We start from the raw sequence: 18,735 nt of genomic DNA, 5'->3' as shown, positions 1-18,735 counted from the left end.
ATTCGACTTATTTGCCGCTCAACTACAGATAAGCCGAATAGAGTTCTGTTAATACAGTCCGGTGAGCGGCAGCTGAAAAAAGACAACATTGAACATTAGAAGCAGTAAAATGAAATCAGAAGAAAAACTCGCAGGCCTTGGACTTTTAACAGCAATTTCGGCTTCGCTCTGTTGCATTACCCCAGTTTTGGCTTTATTGGCAGGGACAAGTGGGCTTGTCTCGACTTTTTCTTGGCTTGACCCTTTAAGACCATATTTAATCGGATTTACAGTTTTGGTTCTCGGGTTTGCTTGGTATCAAAAACTGAAATCGCAGAAGCAAATTGAATGCGAATGCGATACAACGGAAAAAACACCTTTCATTCAGACAAAGAGATTCTTGGGTATCGTGACAGTTTTTGCAGCACTTATGCTTGCATTTCCAACGTATTCTTACATTTTCTTTCCAAATCATGAAGGCAAGACTGCTGTAGCAAGTCAAAAAGATATTAAAACCACTGAATTTACAATAGAAGGAATGACTTGCTCAGGATGCGAAGAACATGTAACCAACGAAGTCAACAAGCTGACGGGAATAATCAAGACGATTGTTTCTTACGAAAATGGAAACGCAATCATTGAATTTGACCAAACTCAGACCAATATTGAAGAAATTGAAAAAGCCATTGCAAATACAGGCTATACAGTAACCGACAAGAAAGAGATAAGATGAACGTAATACTGCAATCAGAAATCACTTGCCCGTACTGCGGACATAAAAAGGAAGAAACAATGCCGACAGGCGCTTGCCAATATTTTTACGAGTGTGATAATTGTAAGAAAGTGTTAAAGCCAAAACAAGGTGACTGTTGCGTTTATTGTAGTTACGGAACGGTAAAATGTCCGCCTATCCAACAAGGGGAAAATTGCTGTTAAAGATGAGCCGACAGAAAAATAAAAAGCCGACCGAACACAATGATTAAGAAAACATGGGGCGGACAGTGGTATCGGCAGGGTTCGTTCTTCGTGGCTGTCTTTGTCACGGGCGGACGGTTAAGGGCTTCGAATGCCCCACGTTTCTTAGCCGAGACCGTTACAATCCCGGAGCATCAATCAAACTAACCCGAAAATAAGTATAAACATGAATCCAATCCTTAGAAATATCTTAGCAGTTATAGCAGGCTTTGCTATAGGCAGTATAGTAAATATGGGTATAATTTCGGTTAGTGGTTCCATTATTCCACCCCCAGCCGGAGCCGACGTTACTACCATGGAAGGACTTCAGGCATCCATGCATCTGTTTGAAATCAAGCATTTTATATTTCCATTTTTAGCGCATGCCCTTGGCACATTGGTGGGTGCATTTCTGGCTGCTAAAATTGCAGCAACCCATAAAATGAAATTTGCTTTAGCTGTTGGAGTATTTTTCCTAGCAGGAGGAATTGCCAGCGTGTTTATGCTTCCTTCGCCAATCTGGTATGCTATTGTAGATTTAGTCGGAGCTTATATTCCGATGGCTTATCTGGCCGGGAAACTGGCAGCTGGTAATAAAACTATGTATCCATCACAGGTATAATATGGGGAACAATGATTTCAAAACATTACTGCCTAATTGTTGAGCCCTACAAAAGCATTGTATTGATACCATTATAGAAACATTGCCATTTTATACTTTAGCAAAGTCTGTAGCCGATGTATAACCCAATCACCTTGCGATTTGCCACAAATGGCTTGTTGCTGATCATATCCCTGACAATTGTTTTTCATTTTACTGTCCTACTTGGCATTGTGCCTTTTGAGCTGGTGTGGGGCGGGAGGCTGAGAACCCATTCGCAGATGCTTTCTTTTGAAGCCGCTTCTATAGCCATAAACTTAGCAATGCTGGCAGTTGTAGCGATACATTCCGGGGTCTTAAAAATAAGAGTTAACAGAAAAGTTATCCGAGTGGCGCTGTGGGCAATGTTCATACTTTTCCTGCTCAATACAGTGGGTAATTTGCTATCAGAGAACCAGGCCGAGAAAATGGTATTTACCCCGGTAACTTTTCTGCTCTCCGTTTTTAGCCTGCGGCTGGCTGTAAGCAAAAAGGCACAGGTTAGCTACTGATTAGCCGCATACAACCCAGGTTTTATAAGAGATCACAAAAACTTATGCTTTGCCTTTCGGAACAATTGAGATACTGCCGTCTATCTCAAGTATAGCATACTTTATCTGGCTCATGGTTTCCAGGCCCTGCAGTTTTCTGGCCGCTTCCATAATATCTTCTTTATCTACCCGCGCTTTGTCCATCTTATTTTTCAGGAGGTTGCCATCGGCTACCAAAATAGTGGGTGTGCCATCCAGTATTTTACCGGCCTTTTTAGAGTACTGTTTAAATATTGAGAGAGTAACATCCGCAAAAACAAGTGTAACAATAAGTACCAGGCTGTTGGTTATAGAGTGGTCGTCGCTGAGTAGCGCTTGTTCGGTGGTTTCAGCAATAATAATGAGCAGCACAAAGTCGAAGGTGGTTACCTCGTGCAGCGTACGCTTGCCACTGATCCTGAATACAATCAGGAGAAAGAAATATATGACCAGACCACGAACAATTGTTTCCATGACAACGAAAGTTTAAGGGTGCACAAACTGCTCTAATGTAACCGAAGAAGAGCCATCAGAAAGTATAGTATGCAGGTCCCTGATTTTCTCAGGCTTAAAGTATAAAACCACCACTGCCCCTTTGCCCAAAGCGTCGAAAGTATAGGTTACGCTGGTTTCGTCGGCACTGGCACCGGATGGCTCCGGAACGATCTGCTCTAAATGGGTGCTATAGATAAAAGTTTTGTTTATGCGCAGCTCTGGTTGCGGGCTCTGCTTATGATAAGTCAGGGTAAGTTTGGTTGGAGTTCCCTTTCTAATGTATGGCTCGTACTCTACCTCTAAGCCTGCGGCTGGTCCGCCTGCTTTTTCATGACCAACCAATAATCCGCCCTGTCCAAAATACCCAAGTACTGCTATAATCAGAAACATAATTACCCAGCTTGCACGCTCAAATGCCCAGACGCGTCGCTATAGTTTTTCATCCTCGTTTACCTGCAGGCTATTTTCTGTTTTACCCATTATTAAACCGGTGTTTATATAGGCGCTGGATGTATCTGGATTTATAACGCATGGTGTTTATTATAGTTGAAGCTCTGGTCATGGGTTAATCCAAGTTTGTTTAAACCCAAAGCCTTATTCTTTTTTGTGAGCTTAATTCTTATATTCAGATAAAACTATTCTTCTAGATTGCCGTTGCCATACTTTGAACTCATTATCAAGCCTTAAGTATGAAGAAAGTATATGCATTTTTGGCGCTGCTACTGACTGGCTGCACTGTAGAGCAGGAACTGGTTACAGATAACCCAACCAATACAGGAGAGCAGGTAATTGCTTCTGGTGTAGCTGCAGGTGGCTGTGAGCAATGCGCGGCCTCGGAGTTTGGTGTAAAGCAGGAGCCCGACACGGCTTTTACCTTTTCCAATGGCAAGCGATTGCTTATTTGCGGATATTACGAGCTACAGGATGGCAAAAAAGTGTTCTCAGAGTTTGTGCTTTCGCAGTGCGGCGATAGAGACATTGTGGACTTTTGGGAAGCCGCAGAGCGGTATGAGGTAGTGTACACACAAGATACGCTAAAGCTGCACAAACTGGAGTTGCTTGCCTTGGGTGCAAACCGTGAACTGGTACGCAGGCCCTGGCTAACCGAATACTTTTACTACAAGGGCAACAGGCTAAAACGCGATGTAAAGTATAACACAACTATAAAGTATAACCACGACCAGATAAGCGAAACCCTGCACGAGTATGAGAATACGACATGGCTGGCCCTAAGCACAGCACCTGAAAATTACGAAGAAGAGAAAATGGTGCTGGCAAACCGCCTGTTAATCTCAGCTATATCGGGCAGCGACAAGGCAGAGGAATACCTGAAAGACTTTAACAATAAAATAAAAGCAGAAGGAGCCTATGCCGAATGGTATACACAAATAGTAGAGTTACAGAAAGCTGCTAAAAAAGCCAGGTAACTTAGCCAAAGGGTTTTTGCGACCATAAAAGTATGGCTATAATATTAACTAAAGCTTAACTTAAAATCTTATTCAGTAAGCAGCAATTTATAACTTCAGATCTGACAAGGTGAACACAAAAATACTAATGGGGTCGAGTGCTGTCGCAATGGGCGCAGCAGGTGTGGCGCTCTCTTTCTTTCCGGAAGAGATTGGTGGCTATCTGGGTTTAACTGAGGCCCCTTTTCTATTGTTGCAGTTGCTGGGAGCCCTTTATTTTGGCTTTGCAATGGTTAACTGGACAGCCAAGGCAAACTTGATTGGTGGTATCTATAGCAGGCCAGTGGCGCTCGGAAACTTTGCTCATTTTTTTGTGGGAGGGTTAGCCCTGGCAAAAGTAGCCTCTGCTACAGCAACTTATACTTTAGCTGCGACTATTCTATACTTTCTGTTCACTGCTCTGTTTGGTTACGTACTTTTTATCGGACCAGCCTTCAAAAAGAAGGCAACTGTAAAAGTATAATTCTTCTCTAAAGTATAATATCCAGCATTCATAAGTAGTTATAATATAGTATAAAACCTATGCTACCTATGAAACTGAAATTCCGGGGAAAACAACCCAAAGCACAAGTAAAGAAAAGCGCTGCCCGCGAGTGGGCCGATGCCGTTATGTTTGCCGTAGTGGCAGCAAGTATAATACGGTGGGCTACATTTGAGGCCTATGCCATACCTACTCCTTCCATGGAGGGCTCACTGCTTACCGGCGATTATCTGTTTGTAAGTAAGCTGCACTACGGACCACGCACGCCGGGCACGCCACTGCAGGTGCCGCTCACACACCAAACCATCTGGGGCAGCACTATCGCTTCTTACTCCGATGCCATACAACTGCCGTCTTTCCGGCTGCCGGGCTTTTCGGAGGTAAAGCGCAACGATGCCGTGGTGTTTAACTACCCCGCAGAGGCTGGGCATCCCGCTGATTTAAAGACCTATTACATTAAACGCTGCATCGGTTTAGCCGGCGACTCACTGGCTATCCGTAACGGGCAGGTATACATTAATGGCAACCCCACAGAAAACCCGGCCCAGAAACAGACTGCCTATAGCGTAACCACAGATAGGGTGCTAAACGATAACTTCTTCCTGAGCCGCGATATAACAGATTTTTACCGCACACCAGTTGGCTACGAGATGCATACTACACCTGATAAAGCAAAGCAACTGGCAGCCCTCGATATAATTCAGGATGTAAAACTTTTGCAGTCAGGTGTAGGCGAAGCGGCGCCTGGTATTTTCCCGCAGGATCCCGAAAAGTATAGCTGGAACACCGACAACTTCGGACCCTTGTACATTCCCAAATCCGGTGCCACCGTGGCCATAAACGAAAATACGCTGCCGCTTTACGAGCGTGTTATACTTGCCTATGAGCAAAACCAGAATGCTGCGGTACGTAGTGGTAAACTATACATCGATGGTGAGCAGGTAAACCAGTATACTTTTAAGCAGAACTACTACTTTATGATGGGAGACAACCGCCACAACTCCCTCGACTCACGCTACTGGGGCTTCGTACCCGAAAATCATGTAGTGGGCAAGGCTGTTTTTGTGTGGATGTCTTTAGATGCCAACGCTGGTTTGCTGGATAAGGTAAGGTGGAGCAGGCTTTTTAGTATGGTGGAGTAGAGAGGTATTAACATACAGAAAGAGCCGCCGCTCTAAAAACAGCGACCACTACGAAACAGGAACTGGCTTAAGAAGATTTAAGTTGAAGCCAGGCTTTTGCAGCGTCGTCAGTTAAGAATGATTGAACCTCAAATATGCCTTTTATTTTAGGGTAAAGAGCATCAAAAGACCATTGTCCGTAAATACCCGGAGAAATCACGTGTGCGAAATTGCGCAGACCCAGTATTTCAGCCTGAGGAGCCCATCTATAGGATAACCAGTTTACTGCTGACTCCCAGGAGCCTATTAACTCTCGGTTGCTATTAAGCAGTCCCTGGCAAGGCTTCACCCTTAGCATAGAGAGAATTTGGTTGCCACCCATCATTATGGTTTCAAGAGATTGTATCCCTATCCAGTTTACATGAAGGAAGGCATTGTCCGGTGCTCTATGTATTTCGATGAATACATCCCCATTCGCCTTTTTAAGATTTTGGCTATCTATACTTTTAAACAATTTCGTTATATCAGTTATTAAAGTTTCCGACTCTTGTTTTTCATACCATTTAACGAAGGTTATTGAGTTTTACGCTGTTCTTTTAAAGAAAGCTCTTCATAGCTGCAATGGTTTCTTCGGGAGCGCTTAGATTAGGGCAATGGCCTGTGGCCTGCAGCACAAAAAGTTTGCTTCCGGCAATGTGCCGGTTTACGTATACGCCAACAGACAAAGGAGCAATGGCGTCTTCAGAGCACTGCAGGATCAAGGTTGGTATTTTCACCTTAGGCAGGTCCTTTCTGTTGTCTGAAAGAAACGTGATATGTGCGAAATCCTGAGCAACTTTCGGGGTGCTTTTGCAGAAGCTTTGGGCCAGTTCCTGACCTAGTTCAGGACGGTCTGGGTTACCCATTATCACAGGAGCAATCGTGTTAGACCAGCCCAGGTAGTCGCTTTCTAAAGAGTTTAGCAAACCCTCAATGTCCTCCCTTGTAAAACCGCCAACATAGTCTCCATCATTGATAAAGCTTGGAGAAGGGCTAACCAGGATCAGCTTTGAGAAACGCTGTGGGTCCTTAATACCAGCTAAAACGCCTATCATGGCACTTACGGAGTGGCCAACAAAAACAACATCATGCAGATCAAGTTCCTGGCATATTTCCAATACATCTTCTGCATAGGCCTGTAAAGAGTTGTAGCGCTCTTTGGAATAACCAGAGGCATCAGAATTTCCAAACCCTACGTGGTCAAAAAGAACAACCTTATAATTATCCTCAAAAGCAGGAGTGATAAATCGCCACATGTTCTGATCGCAGCCATAACCATGGGCAAACAGCATGGGTTTCTCGCCATTTCCAATAACTTTTACATTATTCCTTTTAACTGCATTCATAGGTTTTAATAAATTTAGATAGTATATGCGTTAAATATCAGCGGACTAAGCCTGACAAAGCTACATATCAGATCTCAGAAATGTAAGCGCTGGCGGTAATAGTTTTAATACATAAACATGGTTGTTGAGTTGCCTAATATATTAGGAATGTATGTATTTAAACAAAAAACCGCCTGCCACAATTAATGTAGCAGGCGGTTTTATACTTTAAAGTATAGTCTTAGCGCTTCTTAGCCAGCGCCGGAAACTTCATTTTGTAATCTGCATCTACCTCGCCTTTCGAGATCTTAGCCAGCTTGTTCTTGATCAGGCGTTTTTTCAGGCCGTTCAGGTGGTCTGTAAAAAGTATACCTTCTATGTGGTCGTACTCGTGCTGGATAACGCGCGCCGTCATGCCGTCATAAGTGTCTTCGTGCTCGTTCCACTCTTCATCAAAATAACGGATAACAATGCGCTCAGGGCGGTAAACTGTTTCACGTACACCAGGTATGCTCAGGCAGCCTTCCTCAAAGCCCCACTCTTCGCCGCTTTCCTCAATAATCTCCGGGTTGATAAACGCTTTCTTTACGCCTTTTCCCTCGTCGCCTTCGTCCATCATCGGCTCAGAGTCTATCACAAACAGGCGTATGCTCTTGCTTATCTGCGGTGCTGCCAACCCAACACCGTGTGCATAATACATGGTGTCAAACATATCCTGGATCAACTCCTGCAGGTTAGGGTAGTCCTGCGGAATGTCTTGTGCTTCTTCTTTTAAAACTGGATCGCCGTAAGCGGTGATTGGGTAAATCATATGGTTCTGCTTTCTAAATACGATTGTAAAATAATGGCCGCACTTACACGGTCTACAGTGCCTTTGTCCTGGCGGTCTTTCTTCTTCAGGCCCCCGGCCAGCATAGCTGCCTGTGCCATTTTAGATGTAAAACGCTCATCCATTAAGTGCACCGGAATTCCGGGGAATTCTTTTTGCAAAATACGATGGAAGCCCACCACATGCTGCGTAGCCTGAGTGTCCTCACCGGACAGGCGCTTGGGCATGCCCAGCACAAAGGCCTCGACTGGCTCACGCTGTACGTAGGCCTTCAGGTATGCTAACACATCTTTGGCATGAACGGTTTCTAAAGGGTTGGCAATGATCTGCAACACATCTGTTGCGGCCAGTCCCACACGTTTTGTTCCGTAATCAATTGCCAGTATTCTGCCCATAAGTATAAATGCAGATACAAAGGTAGGAATTTTAACCGTTTGTTGCTTGCTGTTGCTGCTACAGGAAATTTGCTGGTGATTGGAAGTATAGGCTGCTTTGCAAGCTCCATGTGTAAACAGGCTGCATGAAGGATATGTGGCGTTAGCAGCTAAACTGAAAGGGGAATTGGCTTAATAGCCGTTGCAGTCGGAGGACGGTACATTTACACCGCCGCCCTGCTGGTAAACTACCTGTACTCCATTATGGCCTGCATCAATCAGAAAATATGTGCCAGCAAGCATCAGCAACACTATCAGCACACGCAGTGGTTTGTGGTATAGCTTAATGATGTTCAGGGAAAGGGTGAGCACGGTTGCGCCCGTGAAAAGGTATGCCAGGTTAAAGGCGGCAACCTCATGGCTCTTAAGCACAGTGGGGTCGCAAATCTTGCGGGATACAATGCCGTCGGCCATATCGCCGGTGTAAATGGCTACCCATGCAGCAAGGCAGCCGGCATAAAGGGAATAAGAACCGGCCTTTTGCCAGAACAGCTTTTGGTCTCCCCTCAGAAACAGTGCAACAACCATGATTACCGTTGCCAGTAGCAGCAGGGTAATCGGGAAGTGCACAGATAGCGGGTGCCAGATCTCTGTTCGGAAAAAGGCCGGTTCGCTCATGCTTATTCCAGTATTCTAACTGCTACAGGATCCAGGCGGTTGCCTACTTTCTCCACCTGTACTTCTACTTTGCCGCCTTCTTTGAGGTGCTCAAAAGGTACGGTTTCACCGTTGTGCTCAAGCGTGGTATTCTCTGTAAAGTATAACTCCAGCATTTTGTCGTCATCTGTTTTAACGTAGATCTCTGTTTTGTCAGCCTCTACTTCGTGTATCACGCCTTGGTAAGTGCCAGACTCCACCACGTCAGTTTTTTCTTCGCAGCTGTAAAAGAAGGGCACTGCGGCTATAAGCGCAGGCATAAATAGTTTAGATAGTTTCATGGTTAATTTATTAGGTTAAAGTATGTGTTAAATATAGCAGTATTTATATTAATAACGTCTAGGTTTACTACTCTTTACAGCTTAAACTGCACCGTAACATAGTAGTTTCGCGCGTCAGACGGTATAATGCCCGGACCAGGATAGGCAGTGGCACGGCGCGTGAAATAGCGGTTATCAGTCAGGTTGTTGATGCCGGTTTCCAGTGTAAAGCGCTTAAAAGTATAACTGCCGGAGAGGTCCATTACCCAGTAAGACGGTATCTTGCCAAACACAGCGGTAGGCTCCAAAATACTGTTGGTGGCATCTGTAAATTGCTCCGAAGTATAAGCATACTGGTAAGAGAGCTTCAGGTTGTTGCGCTTAAACGCTGCCCCGGCTTTTGCAATAAGGGCAGGAGCCAGCTCTACTTTCTTGTCTTTGAACACTTGCTCCTCAATCAGGTAATCTGCATCTACAAACGTAAGGTTAGAGAACAGGGATAAACTGCTGCGGTGGCCTTTACCATAGATCAGCTTGAGCATATCTGCCTCTACATAGGTCTCTATGCCACGGTTACGCGAACGGCCAATGTTGGTGCGCAGCAGGTAATTCATGTAAAATACAGTGTCTTTAGCTGGCTGCAGGCCAATACGGTTGTCGTAAACCAGGTGAAACAGGCTGATGTCAAAATTCACGATCTCGGCAATACCGCCACGCAGGCCAACATCTGCGCTGTAGCCTTTCTCGTCCTGCAGTTTGGGGTCTATGCGAATGTTGGCGTTTACCACACGCATGTCGTTAAAATTGATGGCCCGATAGTTCTGTGAGAAGTTACCATATACCTCAAAGTTATCGCTGTGCTTATAGCTGACGCCTAATCCGAACAGTGCCAGGTCGCGGGTGTTGGCGCGGCTTTCCTGCACACGTTCCTCGTAAATTATATTGCCCGCCAGGTCTTTGTTCACTACATCGTACCGGCCATCAGCCCTGGTGTTTATCCACTCGTAACGGATGCCCGGCGTTATACTTAGTTTTGGTGTGATGTTAAAGATGTTCTCTGCGAACAACGATAAGTTGCGGCTAGGGTAATCGTAGTCGGAGATGTTAGGGTTGCCGTTGTCGGGGTAATACCTGAAATCAGCATCCGAGGCTGCGGATCCGAACCCCTGCTGCTGGTCTGTGAAGCCGTGGTAGTACCGCGCGCCTACCAGCACAGTAGAAAAAGCATTCAGGAAATCGTAGCGGTGAATCAGGCGGGTCTCATTGCCAAAGTTGCGGAACTGGTCCTGCAGCAGGAGGCGCTCTGTGTTCGGGTCTACCCGGTTGATCTTTTCGAGGTAACCCAAAGCGCTACGTTCTGCTATCAGCCCGAAATTGCGGATATTTACCTTGGTGCGTTCGCCCAGGCGGTAATCCAGTGTCAGGGCCATCAGGTTCCAGTTAACTTCAAACCAGTTCCTGTCGCGCACCGATTGGCGCGGATCTGCCGCAAAGGCAGCATCTGATAAGCCTCCCGGCTGTTGTGCCAGGTAGTTCATGTACGTATAATTAGCGCCTATCTCCAGCTTGTCGGTTGGCTTATAGTGTACAGAGGCAAAGGCAGTGTGGGCATCAAAACCGGAATTTTCCCGCCAGCCATCGCCGCGCTTATATTGGTAAAAACCATAATAATGTACTTTGCCTTTTGTGCCGCCAATGCTGTTAAAGGAGTTAAACAAGCCCCACGAGCCTGCTGTCTGGCGCGTGGTCAGTTCAAATGGTTTGTCTTCCGGGCCTTCCTTCATCACGAAGTTGATCATACCGCCAAACTGTGTTCCGTACTGCAGCGAAGCAGCACCGCGCACTACTTCAATTCTGTCAAGGGCTTCGGTAGGAGGGGTGTAGTAACTTTCGGGGTAACCCAATGCATCTGCCGATATGTCGTACCCGTTCTGGCGTGTATTGAAGTTGGAGGTGCGGTTAGGGCTCAGGCCGCGGCCACCAATACCCAACTGCAGGCCGGCGCCGTCGCTTTCCCAAATGTTAAGGCCAGCCACGCGGCCAAAAACCTGGCGACTATTGTTGGTGGCAAGGTTGGCGGTAATGTCGTTCAGCACGACTACCTCACTCTTTTTTGCCTCGTAAATGGCAGCGCCCTCTACAGAGTTAAGGCGGGTAATGCCAAAGGTCTTCTCCACTTCGCCTTTTACATTAACTTCCTTTAGTTGTCCCTCTAGCGGCTTCAGCTCTAGGTTAAGTATAACGTTGCTGTTGCTGATGGTAACAGGCAAAGTAGAAGCGCCCAGCCCTACACTGTAGGCTGTTAAAGTATAAGTACCCGGTGTAAGGTTGCTGATCTGGTAATTACCCTTTGCATCAGCCAGGTGTAAATTGCCCGTGTTAACGAGCAGTAGCTCGGCCTGGGGCACCGACTGTCCGGAGGCAGCATTTGTTATTTTGCCAGAGATGGAGAAAGTCTGTGCCAGCGCCAATTGCAGGCTACACAGTAAAAGTATGAGTGTTAATGTACAGCGATACATCTGTTTTATTTCTGTCCTACAGCTTCCTGCTGTAGGTGTTGTTCTGCAAAAGGTAAAATCCAGGGTTTAGGCCGGAAGCTTTCTTTTTCGGCCGCTAAGTTAGCACTTGGATCGATCAAAAGCCTACTGCCGCGGCCATTCATGCTCACATAAACTTCAGCGCGCACCTCTGGCTCTGGAATACCTTTGCTTTTAAAGTCTTCACGGATGATGTGTGCGAACTGCAGGAGCATGTCTGGCTGTGTAGAGACTTGTTTTTCCTGCGCCACGGTAAGGTAATCACGGTTATTGATCTCTGTCTCGCCACCGGTTTCAGGATCCTTTACATACAAGAAGGCAGTGCCTGTTTTTTCCATCAGCATCACGCGCCACGAGAAACGATAGCCCTGCTCTGTCCAGAAAAGTTTGTCGGGGTACAGCATAAAACGCCACGGTACCAGCACCTGAAGTATAAAATGCAGCGCCAGCAGGTTTAGGAGTACAGGCTGCAAAGATACTTTTGCAATGGCAGGCTTGTACGGTAGGTGCACACGGCCAAAGCTGCGCAGCCAGTTAAGTATACCTTCATGGAAAGCGGCAGAGAAGAAGATCAACGTGCTCACCATCATAATATAGGGGAACATACCGATCTGGAACAGCACCGCCGTTAGCACATGAAACACCACCACCGTGGCATAAGCTAATAATCGGCTCTTGCGCCAGCTCAGGAATAAAGGGATGGTAAGATCGTAAAAAGCACCGAACCAGCAGAACAGATAGGCCACCCATACTTTATCGAGCAGCTGCCCTATAACAGGCAGGTGTGTATGTGCCGGCAACCAGTAGCGCAGTGGCATGGCCTCCAATAACCAGTCGGGGTTTAGCTTGGCCACACCGGCGTAAAAGTATACCAAGCCCAACTGCAATTGAAAAATAAGCACAGCCCAGCGCGGTACATGGCTTACCCAACTAGCTGGCTTCCGCAGCACATCCAGCGAAAAGTGGCGGTGCGCCGGCACCAGTATCATCAGAAAAGCTACGACACTTACAAAATAGTAGTGGTTAAGATAGTTGGTCTTGTCTATCAGCTCCACATAAGTAAAGCTCAGGAAGAACAGCACTGATGACCAGCGGTAAAACAGCCCCAGCATAATGCCCAGAGCCGATAAAGCCATCAGGCCAAACAAGGCATACATACCTGCCTCACCTAAGGGCTTTACCCACTCAAAACCATAGTATGGGAAGTATACTTTGGGCAGCACATACAAATCCGTTACCCACCCCTTCAGCATAAAACGCAGGATACTAGCCAGCATCATTCCGCCAAAAATAATGCGGAACATAGCCAACGGTGCTGCAGAAACAGGTGCGGTAAGGTAAGATGTTAGCCTAGGTGCTGCCACAGGTTTATACTTTTAATCGCCGTCGTTGTCGTTGTATGTGATGGCTACGCCAAGGGCAGAAGGCATATCTGTTTTGGTTAGCACGATCAGCTTCTGCAACTCTTCATACAGCTTGCTTACTGCCTGCGGGTTAGAGGTAACAGCCTGTGACAATGGAACAGTAACACCGTTTATGGCTGCAATGGCAGCATCGAACTGTGCCTCAATGGCATCAGAAAGCAAGTTGTTGTTATACCTGGCGTTTACATGGTCCAGGTAATCATCTAAACCAGGACCGTTGGTGCCGGAAAGGCCTACACCCATAAAGGAGGCTTTCTCAGCTATTAGTGCACGCTTCAGTAGTTCCAGTGAGTTCTTGCTATAGTAAGCCTCCACTGTCTCGGGCCTTGCTATGTTAGCTGATAAGCGTCCTGACGGAATACCTACTTTGCCGCGTTTGGTCAGGTCTATCTCAAAGTTAAATTCGTTAACTAGGTTGCCCACAGCGCTGCCTACAGCCGTGCCAGCCGATTCTTTAAATGTTTTGGCATAGTTGCCGGTGGTCCAGCCGCTATAAGTAGCTTCGGCGCGCTGTTTTACCAGGTTTGCCACATCTTGCAGGTACTTCTTCCTTTTAGCAGCGTTGGTACCAGAAGTATAAAGCACTATAAGTTCTCCATCTGTTGGTTTACCGTAAAGCAGGTAGTCCATGGCCGGGAACCCTTTGGCATCTAAGTTTGCAGCTGCCTGCAAGTCATAAGACACAGCAGAAATATTGCTTTCAATCTTGCTGGCGCTGGTTGGGTAGGAGTTCAGGTTAGTGCGCAGCATCTGCTCATCTGCAGGGCCAAATCCGTAGACACTAACACCCTGCCATACTTTATAGGCATCCAGGTACTCTTTTCTGGCATTAGCCAATGTTGCCTCTGTTGGGTTGGCTGTAAAAGAGGCAATGGCTGTGCTCAACTCGGTTGACTCTATTTTAAACGCTTCATAACCCGGCACAATCAGGTTATCGGCATAGTTAGCCAACATTGCCTGGCGGTCATAGTCTGTTTTGGGTCCTGAGTCGCCGTCTGAGCCGCAGGCTGTTAGCAAGGCAAAGCCTGCAAGTATGGCAAAAGTATAGTTTCTAAAAGCTTTCATCTTGTACTTCTTATTATGCGAAAGGCAGCAGTAAGGACACATGGCGATGTCGAAACTGCTGCTTCTCTAAAAATTAAAAACGTTCTCTTTTACTATAGCTGGGCTTTTACATTGTCCAGGTTATAGGCAGCGCTAATAATATCCACAGCAGCGGCGATATCCGTACCGGTTGTATTGTAAAAGTTGGTACCGATCTTTGCCATTACCTCGTTATACTTTGCGTCAGATAATTTGCGGTCACCTTTATACTTCAGGCCCATAACAAAACCTAGTGCCTCAGAAAGGTAGTGGCTCTTAAGCGACCGGTCTGTCAGGTTCTTTTTAGCTGCGTTAAGTTCAAGTATGGCAGAGGCTGCCACCAAACGCTCCCACTCGTTTCTAACTATAGCGGCTGCAGCATCTTTCCCGGCCATGTCTTTAGCAGAGATGGCGGCACGGCCTTTAATGAAAGCATCCATGATAGTTTTGTTGCTTCCGATTGCTGCATTTACCTTATTACTGTAGTTAGCCCAGTATTTTAAGCCGGTAGTGTTGGTTGGGAAGTCTTTTGGTGCACCGAAATATCCGAAGCCCTCATCCCAATGGTGTTCCATGGCGGTGCCAACATTTGGCGTTACCGTAGTATTGTCTACTGTCGGGCCTATTTTTGCTGCCGTCAGGTATCCTTCTACAACTTGGTTATAGAATACTGCACCCATCAATCCTTTCGAGATCACTTGTCCGTACTCTACGCCATTCGCATCTACCAGGTATTTTTTAGAAGGGTCAGTGGTAGAGATAAGTATACCTGCTCTACCGTTACTGGCAAGTGCGCCCGCCGACTGGCTTGCAGCTGCTACCTTATCAAACATGCTTTCAAATTCTGCTACCGCAACCGAGATAGTCTTGTTTTTAAGTTGCTTGGATGTTGCCGCATTCAGGTTTGCATCAGAGTACGGTGCGTTTGAGTTAGCATACATGTTCTTTAACTTCTGCGCGTCCAGCGCCTCTCCGTTATTACCTCTCTTTAAATAAGTGTCTATTTCACCCAGCATCGCAATACGCTGTTCCTGGCCTGAATAGTCTACATTAGCGAAGCTATAGGTTTCAGGAACGTTGTAAGATGGAGTTTCCTCTTTGTCATCAGAGCATGAAGAAATAGCTATGCAGGTGGCCAATCCAACAATGGCATACGCTTTGTGTTTTAGTGCAGAAAGCATCATGGTTTATATTCTTTTTATTTAGACTTATTTTAAATAGTGTTGCAAAGCTAAGGACCGAATCAATATTAGGCAAGCCTTATTTAAAATTATTTTAAATAAGCTTTTGTTATAAAGTATAGGAATGGTGGTTGGGAGGAAGGAAAATCGAAACCTTCGCAATTTTCTACTTGTATAGATGATTACGCCCACACAAGAAATTATTAAATTGTAGCACTTGCTGATGTGCTAGCAAGGCCACACCTATTAAATTATACTATGGAAAAAATGGAAAACGGAGAGGAGAGAGGTAAAATCAGGAACTCGCTATTTCAGGTTAGGCTGCCATTGTTTATTGCGCTGGCACTGGTGGTGGGCGTGCTGATTGGCGCCACTACTTTTTCGCCGTCAACAAATAACCCGCAGGGCACAGCCAAAAGTTACCTTAAGTTCAGGGATATACTTAGTTACATAGACCGAGACTATGTGGATACAGTAGACATTGAAGAACTATCTGACTACGCAATTGCTAAAATGCTTGAAAAGCTTGACCCGCATACTTCGTATATCCCCGCTGACCAGATGGCCATGGCCCGCTCTTATTTAGAGGGCGACTTTGAAGGCATAGGCGTTGAGTTCAACATCTTTAAAGACACCATTTATGTAATTACCCCGCTCAGTGGAGGGCCATCCGAAGCGGCAGGTATACTGGCCGGCGATAAGATCATTAAAGTAGATGGGGAGACAGTAGCAGGCATAAATATTAACAACGAGGGTGTGTTCAAACGTCTGCGCGGTCCGAAAGGCTCTAAGGTAAACCTGGCTATACAGCGTAAAGGCTCTAAAAAACTGCTCAGCTTTACCATCAACCGAAATAAAATACCTACTTACTCTGTAGATGTAAATTACATGGTGGATAACAAGGTGGGCTACATTAAAGTTAGCCGCTTCTCGTCTACTACTTACGAGGAGTTTAAGAAGGCTCTTACCGAGCTCCGCCAAAAAGGAATGGAACAACTTATACTTGACCTGCGTGGCAACCCCGGCGGCTACATGGACCACGCCATACGCATGGCCGATGAGTTTATTGCAGGCGAGAAAATGATCGTTTACACCGATGGTAAAGGCGAAAAGTATGATTCCAAAACGTTTGCCCGTACCAAAGGCGATTTTGAAAGCGGTCCAGTAATCGTGCTTCTGGACGAAGGCAGCGCCTCTGCCTCTGAGATTGTGGCCGGTGCCCTGCAGGATAATGACCGCGGCCTGATTGTAGGACGACGTTCGTTTGGCAAAGGCCTGGTGCAAATGCCGATCCCGCTGAACGATGGCTCAGAGCTTCGCCTTACCATTTCGCGCTACTACACGCCAAGTGGCCGCTCCATTCAGAAGCCTTACAGTGGTAAACCTGAAGAGTATCAGCAGGATATGCTTAACCGCTTCGAAAACGGCGAGTACTTCCATCCGGACAGCAGCTTGTTTGTAGATTCGCTGAAGTATAAAACTGCTAAAGGACGCGCAGTTTACGGTGGTGGTGGTATTATGCCCGATGTGTTTGTACCCCGCGATACTATGGCTATGACACAGTACCTGAGCCAGCTGTATAACAACAATATTATCAGGGAGTATACCTTGAACTACTACCGCGACAACCGCAAAACACTGGAGAAGATGACCTTCGAAAAATTTAACAAAGACTTTGTGGTTACTGATAAGATGTTGCAGGATGTAGTGCAGATGGCTAACAAAGCAGGTGTAAAGTATAACGGAGCAGAGTATGGCCGATCTAAAGAACTTATCCGTAACAATCTGAAAGCATTTATTGGGCGTAGCCTGTACGGAAACAAGGGCTTCTTCCCGGTGCTGCACGAGCAGGACGAAGAGTTTCAGGAGGCATTGAAGCACTTCAGCCGGGCACAGCGCCTGGCAAAGGGAGGCTCATAAGTCATCAAGTATAAGTATACTTTTGTAAATTGCCCCAAGCAAGGCACTTTTACAGAACCTGAACTAATATAGCATCCAAAGTATGGCATATTATTATAAGCTGGGAGAGATCCCGCATAAAAGACATACACAGTTCCGACAGCCGGATGGCTCTCTTTATGCGGAGCAGCTGGTAGGAACGTTAGGCTTTAGCGGTGTTTCGTCGCTGCTATACCACATTAACCCACCTACCCAGATGAGCCGCATTGGCGAGCCTAAACCCTTCGCACCTAAAAAAGCAGAAGGTATAAAGCTGCAGCCACATCACCTGCGCATGTTGCATGTAGAAACCACCGGCTCCGATTACCTGGATGCCCGCAAAACCATGCTCTTTAACAGCGATGTGGCTATCAGCATTTGCAACCCGTCGGAGCGCGAAATGGACTACTACTATAAAAACGGCCAGGCCGATGAGGTGGTGTTTGTGCACGATGGTACTGGTGATCTGCTTACTCAGATGGGCCGCATTCCGTTTGGCCCCGGCGATTACCTCGTTATTCCGCGCACGGTTATCCATAAGTTCAGGTTTGATGAGGGACAGGTAAGGCTGCTGGTTATAGAATCGTTTAGCCCGATAGAGACGCCGCGCCGCTACCGAAACCACTTTGGGCAGTTGCTGGAGCACTCGCCATTCTGTGAGCGCGACATGCGCCCTCCGGTTGAGCTGATCACCGAGACCGAAAAAGGTGAACGCCTGGTACAGGTTAAAAAAGAAGGGGAGCTACACCAGTTTTATTACGATTTCAGTCCCTTTGATGCTGTGGGTTGGGACGGTTACTTTTACCCTTATGCCTTTAACATTAAGGATTTTGAGCCAATAACAGGCCGCATACACCAGCCACCTCCGGTACACCAGACCTTTGAAGCGCATAACTTTGTTATCTGCTCTTTTGTGCCGCGCCTGTTCGATTACCACCCCGATTCTATACCTGCGCCGTATAATCACTCCAACGTAGACTCCGATGAGGTGCTATACTATGTAGAAGGCGATTTTATGAGCCGCAAAGGTGTAGACAGGGCTTCGTTTACAGTGCACCCTGGTGGCATACCGCATGGCCCGCACCCGGGCACAGTAGAAGCAAGTATAGGTAAAAAGGAAACGCACGAGTACGCTGTAATGATTGATACCTTCAAGCCGTTATACTTAACAGAGGATGCGGTGCAGTACATGGACCAGAATTACCCGATGAGCTGGAACGAGCACGGCAGTGGTACCATCCGAAAAGGAGATATGTTTGATTAATCCAATCAGGATTTTGTAAATTTGCGGCAGGCTAAGCAGTTTGTACTTGCTTTTCCTGCCGTATTTATATTTTATGTAGTTTTTATCATCCTTATTAG

Annotated in this window: 21 protein-coding genes; 9 read left to right on the top strand and 12 right to left on the bottom strand. The window is 46.4% G+C overall.

Going from position 1 to position 18,735, the window contains the following annotated elements:
• The first annotated feature begins 109 nt into the window (after positions 1–109).
• The 4 genes from merTP (at position 110) to K0O23_RS03275 (ending at position 2,085) form a co-directional block, all read left to right on the top strand.
• Positions 110–712, top strand: coding sequence for a mercuric transport protein MerTP (gene merTP / locus K0O23_RS03285; RefSeq protein WP_219875965.1), 603 nt, complete (start codon positions 110–112; stop codon positions 710–712).
• Entirely contained in the window at positions 709–915 is a 207-nt protein-coding gene (locus K0O23_RS20090; RefSeq protein WP_246596899.1) for a GDCCVxC domain-containing (seleno)protein, read from the top strand. The genes merTP and K0O23_RS20090 overlap by 4 nt, the downstream gene beginning before the upstream one ends.
• Positions 916–1,120: 205 nt before the next feature.
• Positions 1,121–1,555: a hypothetical protein gene (locus K0O23_RS03280; protein WP_219875964.1), complete on the top strand. Its 435-nt coding sequence runs from the start codon at positions 1,121–1,123 to the stop codon at positions 1,553–1,555.
• A gap of 116 nt (positions 1,556–1,671) precedes the next feature.
• Complete coding sequence (locus tag K0O23_RS03275; protein WP_219875963.1) at positions 1,672–2,085, top strand: hypothetical protein; 414 nt, start codon at positions 1,672–1,674, stop codon at positions 2,083–2,085.
• 42 nt (positions 2,086–2,127) lie between these two features.
• On the opposite strand, the gene K0O23_RS03270 is transcribed toward K0O23_RS03275, so the two are convergent.
• Both K0O23_RS03270 and K0O23_RS03265 read right to left on the bottom strand, forming a co-directional pair.
• On the bottom strand, positions 2,128–2,577 hold the full coding sequence (locus K0O23_RS03270; RefSeq protein WP_219875962.1) for a DUF421 domain-containing protein: 450 nt from the start codon (positions 2,575–2,577) through the stop codon (positions 2,128–2,130).
• Between the two features lie 12 nt (positions 2,578–2,589).
• Positions 2,590–2,988: a hypothetical protein gene (locus tag K0O23_RS03265; protein ID WP_219875961.1), complete on the bottom strand. Its 399-nt coding sequence runs from the start codon at positions 2,986–2,988 to the stop codon at positions 2,590–2,592.
• A 299-nt stretch (positions 2,989–3,287) separates the two neighbouring features.
• On the opposite strand from K0O23_RS03265, the gene K0O23_RS03260 reads away from it, so the two are divergent.
• The 3 genes from K0O23_RS03260 to lepB all read left to right on the top strand — a co-directional run bounded on the left by K0O23_RS03260 (position 3,288) and on the right by lepB (position 5,687).
• Entirely contained in the window at positions 3,288–4,025 is a 738-nt protein-coding gene (locus tag K0O23_RS03260) for a hypothetical protein (RefSeq protein WP_219875960.1), read from the top strand.
• A gap of 109 nt (positions 4,026–4,134) precedes the next feature.
• Positions 4,135–4,527, top strand: coding sequence for a hypothetical protein (locus K0O23_RS03255; RefSeq protein ID WP_219875959.1), 393 nt, complete (start codon positions 4,135–4,137; stop codon positions 4,525–4,527).
• A 68-nt stretch (positions 4,528–4,595) separates the two neighbouring features.
• Positions 4,596–5,687, top strand: a complete 1,092-nt coding sequence (lepB, locus tag K0O23_RS03250) for a signal peptidase I (protein ID WP_219875958.1) — start codon at positions 4,596–4,598, stop codon at positions 5,685–5,687.
• Between the two features lie 67 nt (positions 5,688–5,754).
• Here the strand turns inward: lepB and K0O23_RS03245 are convergent, their stop codons facing one another.
• From K0O23_RS03245 to K0O23_RS03200, 10 genes are all read right to left on the bottom strand, one after another.
• Positions 5,755–6,180, bottom strand: coding sequence for a hypothetical protein (locus tag K0O23_RS03245; protein WP_219875957.1), 426 nt, complete (start codon positions 6,178–6,180; stop codon positions 5,755–5,757).
• 82 nt (positions 6,181–6,262) lie between these two features.
• Positions 6,263–7,051 carry an alpha/beta fold hydrolase gene (locus K0O23_RS03240; RefSeq protein ID WP_219875956.1) on the bottom strand — a complete coding sequence of 263 codons (789 nt, stop codon included), beginning with the start codon at positions 7,049–7,051 and terminating at the stop codon, positions 6,263–6,265.
• Between the two features lie 220 nt (positions 7,052–7,271).
• Positions 7,272–7,841, bottom strand: coding sequence for a peptide deformylase (gene def, locus K0O23_RS03235; RefSeq protein ID WP_219875955.1), 570 nt, complete (start codon positions 7,839–7,841; stop codon positions 7,272–7,274).
• Positions 7,838–8,254 (bottom strand): Holliday junction resolvase RuvX, encoded by a 417-nt coding sequence (ruvX, locus tag K0O23_RS03230; RefSeq protein ID WP_219875954.1) that lies wholly within the window; start codon positions 8,252–8,254, stop codon positions 7,838–7,840. The genes def and ruvX overlap by 4 nt, the downstream gene beginning before the upstream one ends.
• 171 nt (positions 8,255–8,425) lie before the next feature.
• Positions 8,426–8,911 carry a DUF2231 domain-containing protein gene (locus K0O23_RS03225; RefSeq protein ID WP_219875953.1) on the bottom strand — a complete coding sequence of 162 codons (486 nt, stop codon included), beginning with the start codon at positions 8,909–8,911 and terminating at the stop codon, positions 8,426–8,428.
• 2 nt (positions 8,912–8,913) lie between these two features.
• Positions 8,914–9,231 carry a hypothetical protein gene (locus K0O23_RS03220; protein ID WP_219875952.1) on the bottom strand — a complete coding sequence of 106 codons (318 nt, stop codon included), beginning with the start codon at positions 9,229–9,231 and terminating at the stop codon, positions 8,914–8,916.
• 74 nt (positions 9,232–9,305) lie between these two features.
• Positions 9,306–11,729 (bottom strand): TonB-dependent receptor, encoded by a 2,424-nt coding sequence (locus K0O23_RS03215; RefSeq protein WP_219875951.1) that lies wholly within the window; start codon positions 11,727–11,729, stop codon positions 9,306–9,308.
• 5 nt (positions 11,730–11,734) lie between these two features.
• The gene (locus tag K0O23_RS03210; protein WP_317195626.1) at positions 11,735–13,111 is read right to left on the bottom strand and encodes an HTTM domain-containing protein; all 1,377 of its coding nucleotides are present in this window, start codon (positions 13,109–13,111) and stop codon (positions 11,735–11,737) included.
• 12 nt (positions 13,112–13,123) lie between these two features.
• On the bottom strand, positions 13,124–14,236 hold the full coding sequence (locus K0O23_RS03205; protein WP_219875950.1) for an imelysin family protein: 1,113 nt from the start codon (positions 14,234–14,236) through the stop codon (positions 13,124–13,126).
• A gap of 92 nt (positions 14,237–14,328) precedes the next feature.
• Positions 14,329–15,438, bottom strand: coding sequence for a DUF4856 domain-containing protein (locus K0O23_RS03200; protein ID WP_219875949.1), 1,110 nt, complete (start codon positions 15,436–15,438; stop codon positions 14,329–14,331).
• A gap of 255 nt (positions 15,439–15,693) precedes the next feature.
• On the opposite strand from K0O23_RS03200, the gene K0O23_RS03195 reads away from it, so the two are divergent.
• Both K0O23_RS03195 and K0O23_RS03190 read left to right on the top strand, forming a co-directional pair.
• Positions 15,694–17,355, top strand: coding sequence for a S41 family peptidase (locus K0O23_RS03195; protein ID WP_394371677.1), 1,662 nt, complete (start codon positions 15,694–15,696; stop codon positions 17,353–17,355).
• An 82-nt stretch (positions 17,356–17,437) separates the two neighbouring features.
• The gene (locus tag K0O23_RS03190) at positions 17,438–18,637 is read left to right on the top strand and encodes a homogentisate 1,2-dioxygenase (RefSeq protein ID WP_219875948.1); all 1,200 of its coding nucleotides are present in this window, start codon (positions 17,438–17,440) and stop codon (positions 18,635–18,637) included.
• Positions 18,638–18,735 lie beyond the last annotated feature (98 nt).

Origin of the sequence: Pontibacter aydingkolensis (assembly GCF_019443125.1) — a bacterium.
Lineage (GTDB): Bacteria > Bacteroidota > Bacteroidia > Cytophagales > Hymenobacteraceae > Pontibacter > Pontibacter aydingkolensis.
Note: the sequence above shows the minus strand (reverse complement) of the source record. Positions and strands in the feature narration are given on the sequence as shown.

What these genes read in the sequence shown, in the direction of transcription:
- K0O23_RS03215 (WP_219875951.1), bottom strand. Translation starts at nt 11,729, where the DNA reads ATGTATCGCTGTACATTAACACTCATACTTTTACTGTGTAGCCTGCAA.
- K0O23_RS03220 (WP_219875952.1), bottom strand. Translation starts at nt 9,231, where the DNA reads ATGAAACTATCTAAACTATTTATGCCTGCGCTTATAGCCGCAGTGCCC.
- K0O23_RS03270 (WP_219875962.1), bottom strand. Translation starts at nt 2,577, where the DNA reads ATGGAAACAATTGTTCGTGGTCTGGTCATATATTTCTTTCTCCTGATT.
- ruvX (WP_219875954.1), bottom strand. Translation starts at nt 8,254, where the DNA reads ATGGGCAGAATACTGGCAATTGATTACGGAACAAAACGTGTGGGACTG.
- K0O23_RS03265 (WP_219875961.1), bottom strand. Translation starts at nt 2,988, where the DNA reads ATGTTTCTGATTATAGCAGTACTTGGGTATTTTGGACAGGGCGGATTA.
- K0O23_RS03280 (WP_219875964.1), top strand. Translation starts at nt 1,121, where the DNA reads ATGAATCCAATCCTTAGAAATATCTTAGCAGTTATAGCAGGCTTTGCT.
- K0O23_RS20090 (WP_246596899.1), top strand. Translation starts at nt 709, where the DNA reads ATGAACGTAATACTGCAATCAGAAATCACTTGCCCGTACTGCGGACAT.
- K0O23_RS03195 (WP_394371677.1), top strand. Translation starts at nt 15,694, where the DNA reads ATGGAAAAAATGGAAAACGGAGAGGAGAGAGGTAAAATCAGGAACTCG.
- merTP (WP_219875965.1), top strand. Translation starts at nt 110, where the DNA reads ATGAAATCAGAAGAAAAACTCGCAGGCCTTGGACTTTTAACAGCAATT.
- K0O23_RS03275 (WP_219875963.1), top strand. Translation starts at nt 1,672, where the DNA reads ATGTATAACCCAATCACCTTGCGATTTGCCACAAATGGCTTGTTGCTG.
- K0O23_RS03200 (WP_219875949.1), bottom strand. Translation starts at nt 15,438, where the DNA reads ATGATGCTTTCTGCACTAAAACACAAAGCGTATGCCATTGTTGGATTG.
- def (WP_219875955.1), bottom strand. Translation starts at nt 7,841, where the DNA reads ATGATTTACCCAATCACCGCTTACGGCGATCCAGTTTTAAAAGAAGAA.
- K0O23_RS03205 (WP_219875950.1), bottom strand. Translation starts at nt 14,236, where the DNA reads ATGAAAGCTTTTAGAAACTATACTTTTGCCATACTTGCAGGCTTTGCC.
- K0O23_RS03260 (WP_219875960.1), top strand. Translation starts at nt 3,288, where the DNA reads ATGAAGAAAGTATATGCATTTTTGGCGCTGCTACTGACTGGCTGCACT.
- K0O23_RS03240 (WP_219875956.1), bottom strand. Translation starts at nt 7,051, where the DNA reads ATGAATGCAGTTAAAAGGAATAATGTAAAAGTTATTGGAAATGGCGAG.
- K0O23_RS03190 (WP_219875948.1), top strand. Translation starts at nt 17,438, where the DNA reads ATGGCATATTATTATAAGCTGGGAGAGATCCCGCATAAAAGACATACA.
- lepB (WP_219875958.1), top strand. Translation starts at nt 4,596, where the DNA reads ATGAAACTGAAATTCCGGGGAAAACAACCCAAAGCACAAGTAAAGAAA.
- K0O23_RS03225 (WP_219875953.1), bottom strand. Translation starts at nt 8,911, where the DNA reads ATGAGCGAACCGGCCTTTTTCCGAACAGAGATCTGGCACCCGCTATCT.